Here is a 7830-nt window from a genome sequence, read left to right as displayed (position 1 = left end):
GGGCAGCACCAGCGGCACCCCGGTGCGCGGGTGGTCCAGCACCTCGACGGGGTGGCCGTAGACCTCGGACAGATTTCACCATCTGTCATCCGACATCGGTCCGCCGGCCCCCCCTTCACATCAACCCCAGAGGAGCTGGCAAGCCATGCCTCAGGCCCCCACCACCGACCTCCTCGCCCGAGCCCGGGCCTGGCTCGCCGAGGACCCGGACCCGCAGACCCGCGAGGAGCTCGCCGCGCTGCTGGCCGCCGCCGAGGGCCCCGCGGCCGAGTCGGGCGAGCGCATCGCCTGGTCCCGGCTGAGCGAGCGGTTCGCCGACCGGCTCCAGTTCGGCACCGCCGGCCTGCGCGGCGAGCTCGGGGCCGGTCCGATGCGGATGAACCGCGCCGTGGTGATCCGGGCCGCCGCCGGCCTGGCCGCGTACGTCCGCAAGGAGAAGCTCGGCGACCTGGTGGTGATCGGCTACGACGCGCGCCACAAGTCGTACGACTTCGCCGTCGACACCGCCGCCGTGGTGGTGGGCGCCGGTCTGCGCGCCGCCCTGCTGCCCCGCGCGCTGCCCACGCCCGTCCTGGCCTTCGCCATCCGCCACCTGGGCGCCGCCGCCGGCGTGACCGTCACGGCCAGCCACAACCCTCCGCAGGACAACGGCTACAAGGTCTACCTGGGCGACGGCTCCCAGATCGTGCCGCCCGCCGACGTCGACATCGCCGCCGAGATCGACGCCATCGACTCGCTCGCCGACGTCCCGCGTGCCGAGTCCGGCTGGGAGGTGCTCGGCGAGGAGGTGATCGACGCCTACCTGGACCGCGCCGTCTCGATCCTGGACCCGAGCAGCCCGCGCGCGCTCGACGTGGTCTACACCCCGATGCACGGCGTCGGCCGGGACGTCCTGGTGGCCGCCTTCGAGCAGGCCGGCTTCCCGACCCCGACCGTGGTCGCCGAGCAGGGCGACCCGGACCCGGACTTCCCCACCGTGGCCTTCCCCAACCCGGAGGAGCCGGGCGCGATGGACCTCGCGTTCCGTACCGCCGCGGAGGCCCGTCCCGACCTCGTGATCGCCAACGACCCCGACGCCGACCGCTGCGCGGTGGCCGTGCCCGAGCGGGGCAACGGCGGCTGGCGGATGCTGCACGGTGACGACGTGGGCGCGCTGCTCGGCTCGGCCCTGGTCGCCAAGCGGGCCACCGGCACCTTCGCCACCACGATCGTCTCCTCCACCCTGCTCGGCCGGATCGCCGCCGCCGCGGGCCTGGGCTACGCCGAGACGCTGACCGGCTTCAAGTGGATCGCCCGCGCCGAGGGCCTGCGCTACGGCTACGAGGAGGCGCTCGGCTACTGCGTCGACCCGAGCGGGGTCCGGGACAAGGACGGCATCACCGCCGCCCTGCTGGTCGCCGAGCTGGCCGCCACCCTCAAGCGGAGCGGGCGCACCATCACCGACCTGCTGGACGACCTGGCGCTGGAGCACGGCCTGCACGCCACCGACCAGCTCTCCGTCCGGGTCGAGGACCTGTCGGTGATCAGCGACGCGATGCAGCGCCTGCGCGAGCAGCCGCCCACCGTGCTGGCCGGCCTCCAGGTCACCCGCGCCGACGACCTCAGCGCCGGCTCCGCCGAGCTGCCGCCCACCGACGGCCTGCGCTACTACCTGGCCGGGGACGCGGTCCGCTCCGCCCGGATCGTGGTGCGGCCCTCGGGCACCGAGCCCAAGCTCAAGTGCTACCTGGAGGTCGTCCTCCCGGTGGGCTCCGCCGCCGAGCTGGCCGACACCCGCCGGCGCGCCGCCGCGCTGCTGGACGAGGTCAAGCGCGACCTGGCCGCCGCCGCGGGCATCTAGGCCCCGCCCGGCGCACGGGCTTTCCGCACACCGGCCGACGCACCGGCCACCCGCGCACCTCGAGGGCGTCCACCCGGCACCTGCCGCCGGGCGGACGCCCTTCGCCGTGCCCGCCCACTGCCCGCCCACTGCCCGCCCACTGCCCACCCAGCGCCCACCCAGCGCCCGCCGAGGTCCGGCAGAGTGCCCGGCCGGGAGCCCGCCCGAGAGCCCGCCCGAGAGCCCGCCGGGCGTCCAAGAGCCGGGCACGGAAGTCCCTTCACCGCCCGCCCCGCCGCGCCTAGCCTGCCGAGCGAGCGACCCAGTGGCAGACGGACGGAAGAGGCCGGATGAGCAGCACCCTGCGCACGGAGACCCTGCACCTCGCGGACGCCGCCGCGCCGCCCACGGCCGGCCCGCTGCCGATCCTGCACGGCACCGGGGTCCGCGTCGAGGCGCCGGAGGCCGACCCGGCGATGGCCGCGCGGATCGCCTACGGCCGGCCCGCCACCCTGCTCCCGTACACCGGCCAGGGCCGCTACGACCGTGTGCGCGGCCCCCGCGGCCTGCCCGCCGTGGTGCTGGAGAACGAGGAGCTCACCGCCGTCTTCCTGCCGGGCCTGGGCGGGCGGCTGTGGTCGCTGCGGCACCGGCCGACCGGGCGTGAACTGCTGCACCGCAACCCGGTGTTCCAGCCCGCGAACCTGGCGCTGCGCGGCGCCTGGTTCGCCGGCGGGGTGGAGTGGAACCTGGGCGCCACCGGGCACCACCCGCTCACCTGCGAGCCGCTGCACGCCGCCCGCACCCACCGCGCCGACGGCACCCCGGTGCTGCGGATGTACGAGTTCGAGCGGATGCGCCGCCTGGTGCTGCAACTGGACGCCTGGCTGCCCGCCGGGTCGCCGCTGCTGCACGTCCAGGTCACCGTGCACAATCCGGGCCCGGACGAGGTCCCGGTGTACTGGTGGTCCAACGCCGCCGTCCCCGAGCAGCCCGGCGGCCGGGTGCTGGCGCCGGCCGAGGCCGCGTACCACCTCGACCACGGCGCCCGGCTGCGGCGGGTCCCGTTCCCGGGCGAGGGCGGCGTCGATCCCGGCCGCGCGGGCGAACTGCCCGTAGCGGCGGACCACTTCTTCGAGCTGCCGGACTCCGTCGACCGGCCGTGGATCGCCGCGCTCGGCCCGGACGGCAGCGGGCTGGTGCAGCTCTCCACCGCCCGGCTGCGCGGCCGCAAGCTGTTCCAGTGGGGCAGCGGCTCCGGCGGCCGGCGCTGGCAGGAGTGGCTCAGCGGCCCCGGCGCCCGCTATCTGGAGGTCCAGGCGGGCCTGGCCCCCACGCAGTTGGAGCACCTGCCGCTGCCGGGCCGGACCGCCTGGAGCTGGACCGAGGGCTACGGGCTGCTCGCCGCCGACCCGGCCACCGTGCACGGTGACTGGGCGGGCGCCGTCCGCGCGGTCGGCGCCCGGGTGGCCGAGCTGACGCTGGACACCGCCGACGCCCCGACCGGCGCGCCCGTCGAGGTGGTGCAGCGGGGCTCCGGCTGGGGCGGGCTGGAACAGCTCGCGGGCGGCCTGCCCGCCGTGCCCGGCCTGCCCTTCCCTGCCCCCGGCGAGGCGCAACGGCCTTGGCGGCACCTGGTGGAGAGCGGCACGCTCCCGGTCTGCGACCCGCCGGCCGCGCCCGTGCTCGGCGAGCACTGGCGGCAGCGGCTCAGCGGCGCCGAGGACTGGCACGCCCTGCTCCAGCTGGGCCTGCTGGAGCTGGCCGCCGGGCGTCCGGCCGCGGCCCGGGCGGCCTGGCGGCGCTCGCTCGCCACCACCCGGACCCCTTGGGCGCTACGGCACCTCGGCGAGCTCGCCCGGCTGTCCGGAAAGCCCGGGGAGGCCGCCGAACTCCTCGCCGAGGCGCATGAGTTGCTCCCGGGCCTCGCGGAACTCACGGTCGAGACGCTGGGCGCCCTGCTCGAAGCCGGCCGGGCGGCCCAGGCGTTGGCCCTGGCCGACGGCCTGGCGCCGGAGCAGCGCGGGCTCGGCCGGGTGCGGCTGCTGGCGGCCCGGGCCGCCCTGGCGGCGGGCGAACCCGACCGCGCCCGGCGGCTGTTGGCCGAGGGGATCGAACCGGCCGACCTGCGGGAGGGCGAGGACTCGCTGGACGCGCTCTGGTTCGGCGTGCACGAGGCCGAACTGGCCGGCGGCGGCACGGTGACCGACCAGGTCCGGGCCGAGGCACGCGAGCGGTTCCCGCTGCCGCACCGCTACGACTTCCGGATGCACGGCTGAACCACCGGCTTCACCCCGGCCGACCGGGGAACGGCGAGGACGGGGAACGGCGGGGGCCCGCTCGACCGGGGAGGTCGAGCGGGCCCACCAGGAGTGCGGTGCGGCCTCAGCCCGCGACGATCAGTGCCACCAGCGCGACCAGGCCGACCAGGGTCGGGGCGATGATCCACCAGCACCAGCGGACGGCGACCTCGCCGCCCGCGTCCGGGCGGGCGGCGTTGCGCTCGGCGAGCTCCTGCAGCGAGTCCACCACCTGGTCCGACCAGGCGCGGGTCGGGTCCGGGTCACCCGCGCGGGCGGCCCGGCCGGCCAGCGGGTTGGCGTTGCGGCCACCGGTGGAGCGCGGATGGCCGCCGGAGATCACCGGATCGCCGGCCGCCGCGGCCCGGGTGGCCTGGCGGTTGGCCCGCTTGCGCTGGCGCAGCGAGACCGGGACGGCCCAGACCTGGTACTTGTGGCCGCCCGCGAACAGCTCGACCGAGTACCCGGCGCGCAGCCCCTCGACCTTCGCCCAGGGTGCCTCGACGGTGCGCAGCGGGTTGCGGACGAGCAGCCGGCGCTCGTTCGCGTAGACCACCGGCCGCAGCGTGTAGGCGATCACCGGGAAGACGAAGACGGGCGCGGCCGCGAGCGCGATCCACGGGGTCCGGCCGGTGCCGGAGATCACCGCGTCGATGATCAGCCAGGCGGCCACGGCGAGCAGCATGACGCCGGAGATGATGCCGGGGACGGATCGGTAGGCCCGGTCGGCGTACTGCGGATCGGGGGCGGCGGAGCCCTGGTCGGGCGAGCCGGCGGATTCGGTCATGGTGACGATTCTGCCCCATGGGTGCCATGGATCCCTAGGGTCGCAGCGGCCCGGATCTGCGGGTTCGCGGCGGGCGGCCGGCGGCCCTCACGCGGTGCGACGGCGCAGGGTGGCGGCGCCGAGCCCGAGGGCGAGCAGGGTGGCACCGGCGATGACGGCGAGGTCGACCAGGACGGCGGAGCCCACCCCGGGGGTGCCGGTGAGCCGGTTCATCGCGTCCACGGCGTAGGAGAGCGGCAGCACGTCGGAGGCCCAGCGCAGCGCGGTGGCCATCGAGTCGCGGGGGGCGAACAGTCCGCACAGCAGCAGTTGCGGCAGCAGCACCGCGGGCAGGAACTGCACGGCCTGGAACTCGGTGGCGGCGAAGGCGGAGACCAGCAGGCCGAGCGCCATGCCGAGCAGCCCGTCGCCGACCGCGACCGCGAAGATCAGCCAGGTCGGCCCGGCGACGTCGACCCCGAGCGGGCCGAGGGCCAGCGCGGAGGCCAGCGCGGCCTGGACGAGGGCGACGGCGCCGAACGCCAGGCCGTAGCCGAGCAGCAGGTCGAGCCGGCCGAGCGGCATGGTGAGCAGGCGTTCCAGGGTGCCGGTGGTGCGCTCGCGGAGCATCGCGACCGAGGTGACCAGGAACATCACCAGCAGCGGGAAGATGCCGAGCAGCGCCGGGCCGATCCGGTCGAAGGCGCCCGGCTGCCCGTCGAACATGTACTTCAGCAGGGTGAGCAGCACGCACGGCACGACCAGCAGCATCGCGATGGTGCGGGGGTCGTGCCGCAGCTGGCCGAGGACCCGGCGGGCGGTGGCGAGGGTGCGCCGGAGGTTCATCGGGAGATCTCCACGGGTGCGGCCTGGACCAGGCTCAGGAAGGCGGCGTCGATGTCGGCCGCGCCGGTGGACCGGAGCAGTTCGGCCGGGGTGTCGTGGGCGAGCAGCCGGCCCTCGCGCATCAGCAGCAGGCGGTCGCAGCGGGTGGCCTCGTCCATCACGTGGCTGGACACCAGCAGGGTGGCGCCCTGGTCGGCCAGGTCGCGGAAGAGCCGCCAGAGGTCCTGCCGCAGCACCGGGTCGAGGCCGACCGTGGGCTCGTCGAGGATCAGCAGTTCGGGTGCGCCGAGCAGCGCGGCGGCGAGCGAGACCCGGGCCCGCTGGCCGCCGGAGAGCCGGTCGGCCAGGTCGTCCCGGTGCCCCTCCAGCCCGACCTGGGCGATCACCCGGTCAAGATCCCCGGCGGGGGCGCCCAGCACCGCGGCGAAGTACCGGAGGTTCTCGGCCACGGTGAGGTCGCTGTAGACGGACGGGGCCTGGGTCACGTAGCCGACCCGGTCGCGCAGCCCGGCGCTGCCGGCCGGGGCGCCGAGCACCCGGACCTCGCCGCCACCGATCCGCTGCACCCCGACCACCGAGCGCAGCAGGGTGGTCTTGCCGCAGCCGCTCGGCCCGAGCAGGCCGGTGATCGAGCCGCGCGGGACTTCGAGGTCGAGCCCGTGCAGCACGGGGCGTCCGCCGCGGCGGACGGTGAGGCCGCTGACCCGGATCGCCGGGTCCTCGACCGGCAAGGAATTCATCATGCGATGAGTTTTGCCTGCCGGACCCCGCCCGTCAAGGGGCCGCGACGTAAATCGGCTGCCTCCGGGCCCCGCAGCGGCTAGGTTCCGACCCTCAGGCGCTGGGGAGCGGGCGTGACCACCGGGGGTGGGCGATGAGCGGGACACCGGATCGGGCGAACGCACCCGAGGTGCGGATCAGGCCGTGGGAGCCGGGCGACCTCGCACTGCTGCACCGGGTCAACACGCCGGTGATGAAGAATCACGTCGGCGGGCCCGAGACCGCGGAGCGGGTCCTGGTACGCCACCGGCGCTACCTGGACTTCGTGGCGGCCGGCACCGGCCGCATGTTCGCCGTCCTGCTCGGCCCGGAGCTGCGGGCGGTCGGCACGGTCGGCTACGCGGAGCGCGAGTGGCGTGGGGAGCGCGGGTACGAGATGGGCTGGAACGTCCTGCCGCCGTTCCAGGGCAGGGGCGTCGCGGCCGCGGCCGTCGTGGCGGCCGTCGCACGGGCCCGCTCCGAGCGCACCCACCGACACCTGCTCGCGTTCCCGTCCGTCGACAACCCGCCGTCCAACGCCGTCTGCCGCAAGGCCGGCTTCTCGTTCGTCGCCGCGTGCGACTTCGAGTTCCCGCCGGGCCGCCTCATGCGGAGCAACGAGTGGCGCCTGGACCTCACGGCTCCCTGAGCGCGGCCTACGCGGAGAGGTACCCCTGCACCGTGCGGGCCAGCAGCGGGGCGATTTCGGCGGGCGTGGCCGAGGCCAGCGGCTGCACGCCGATCACGTACCGCGCCATGGCCAGCCCGAGAATCTGGGACATCATCAGTTCGAGCCGCAACTCCGCCTGCGGGATGCCCAGTTCGGCGGCGGCCGGGGCCACCACCTCGCTCAGCATGAAGCCCCGCATCAGCTGCGCGACCTGCTCGTTGGTGGCGGCCGTCCGCAGCAGTGCGAGCATCCGCTCCCTGGCCTGCGGCTGCTCCCAGAGCTCCAGCACGAACGCGGCGACCCGCTCGCCCACCGTCTCCCGATCGCCGGCCAGCACCTGCCCGACCACCACCCGGGGGTCGAGCGGCACCTCCAGCGCGGCCAGGAACAGCCGGTCCTTGGTGCCGAAGTAGTGGTGCAGCAGCGCCGCGTCCACCCCGGCGGCCCGGGCGATCGCCCGCATGCTCGCCTTCTCGTACCCGCGCGCGGCGAACTCCGCCCGGGCCGCCTCCAGCACCGTACGGCGGGTGTCGGCGCCACCGGGGCGCCGGCCGGTCTTCTTGCGGGCGGCTGGGCGCTGCGGCTGCTCGGCGGAGGTCACCCGATCATTGTCACCGGACCGGCCCAGCACCGGAGCCGCCGGTGCCCGGCACGCGCCGCCCACCCGAGC

Annotated in this window: 7 protein-coding genes; 3 read left to right on the top strand and 4 right to left on the bottom strand. The window is 75.9% G+C overall.

What is annotated here, in order from left to right:
* Positions 1–145 precede the first annotated feature (145 nt).
* The gene (locus AB0K43_RS04810) at positions 146–1840 is read left to right on the top strand and encodes a phospho-sugar mutase (protein ID WP_363635770.1); all 1695 of its coding nucleotides are present in this window, start codon (positions 146–148) and stop codon (positions 1838–1840) included.
* Positions 1841–2169: 329 nt separating this feature from the next.
* The gene (locus AB0K43_RS04805; protein WP_363635768.1) at positions 2170–4098 is read left to right on the top strand and encodes a DUF5107 domain-containing protein; all 1929 of its coding nucleotides are present in this window, start codon (positions 2170–2172) and stop codon (positions 4096–4098) included.
* 106 nt (positions 4099–4204) lie between these two features.
* Here AB0K43_RS04805 and AB0K43_RS04800 read toward each other — a convergent pair whose 3' ends face one another.
* The 3 genes from AB0K43_RS04800 to AB0K43_RS04790 form a co-directional block, all read right to left on the bottom strand.
* Positions 4205–4906, bottom strand: coding sequence for a PH domain-containing protein (locus AB0K43_RS04800; protein ID WP_363635766.1), 702 nt, complete (start codon positions 4904–4906; stop codon positions 4205–4207).
* A gap of 87 nt (positions 4907–4993) precedes the next feature.
* Entirely contained in the window at positions 4994–5731 is a 738-nt protein-coding gene (locus tag AB0K43_RS04795; protein ID WP_363635764.1) for an ABC transporter permease, read from the bottom strand.
* Complete coding sequence (locus AB0K43_RS04790) at positions 5728–6474, bottom strand: ABC transporter ATP-binding protein (RefSeq protein WP_363635762.1); 747 nt, start codon at positions 6472–6474, stop codon at positions 5728–5730. Before AB0K43_RS04790 ends, AB0K43_RS04795 begins: the two co-directional genes overlap by 4 nt.
* A gap of 131 nt (positions 6475–6605) precedes the next feature.
* On the opposite strand from AB0K43_RS04790, the gene AB0K43_RS04785 reads away from it, so the two are divergent.
* The gene (locus AB0K43_RS04785) at positions 6606–7139 is read left to right on the top strand and encodes a GNAT family N-acetyltransferase (RefSeq protein ID WP_363635760.1); all 534 of its coding nucleotides are present in this window, start codon (positions 6606–6608) and stop codon (positions 7137–7139) included.
* Positions 7140–7146: 7 nt separating this feature from the next.
* Here AB0K43_RS04785 and AB0K43_RS04780 read toward each other — a convergent pair whose 3' ends face one another.
* Positions 7147–7761, bottom strand: a complete 615-nt coding sequence (locus tag AB0K43_RS04780; RefSeq protein ID WP_363635758.1) for a TetR family transcriptional regulator — start codon at positions 7759–7761, stop codon at positions 7147–7149.
* Between the last annotated feature and the right edge of the window lie 69 nt (positions 7762–7830).

The organism is Kitasatospora sp. NPDC049258 (assembly GCF_040678895.1).
In the GTDB taxonomy this organism is placed as follows: Bacteria; Actinomycetota; Actinomycetes; order Streptomycetales; family Streptomycetaceae; genus Kitasatospora.
This window is presented reverse-complemented; position numbering and strand designations above follow the sequence as displayed.

Bases quoted from the DNA above. Each gene is read 5' to 3' on its own strand.
- AB0K43_RS04805 (WP_363635768.1), top strand. From the start codon at position 2,170: ATGAGCAGCACCCTGCGCACGGAGACCCTGCACCTCGCGGACGCCGCC.
- AB0K43_RS04795 (WP_363635764.1), bottom strand. From the start codon at position 5,731: ATGAACCTCCGGCGCACCCTCGCCACCGCCCGCCGGGTCCTCGGCCAG.
- AB0K43_RS04790 (WP_363635762.1), bottom strand. From the start codon at position 6,474: ATGATGAATTCCTTGCCGGTCGAGGACCCGGCGATCCGGGTCAGCGGC.
- AB0K43_RS04800 (WP_363635766.1), bottom strand. From the start codon at position 4,906: ATGACCGAATCCGCCGGCTCGCCCGACCAGGGCTCCGCCGCCCCCGAT.
- AB0K43_RS04810 (WP_363635770.1), top strand. From the start codon at position 146: ATGCCTCAGGCCCCCACCACCGACCTCCTCGCCCGAGCCCGGGCCTGG.
- AB0K43_RS04785 (WP_363635760.1), top strand. From the start codon at position 6,606: ATGAGCGGGACACCGGATCGGGCGAACGCACCCGAGGTGCGGATCAGG.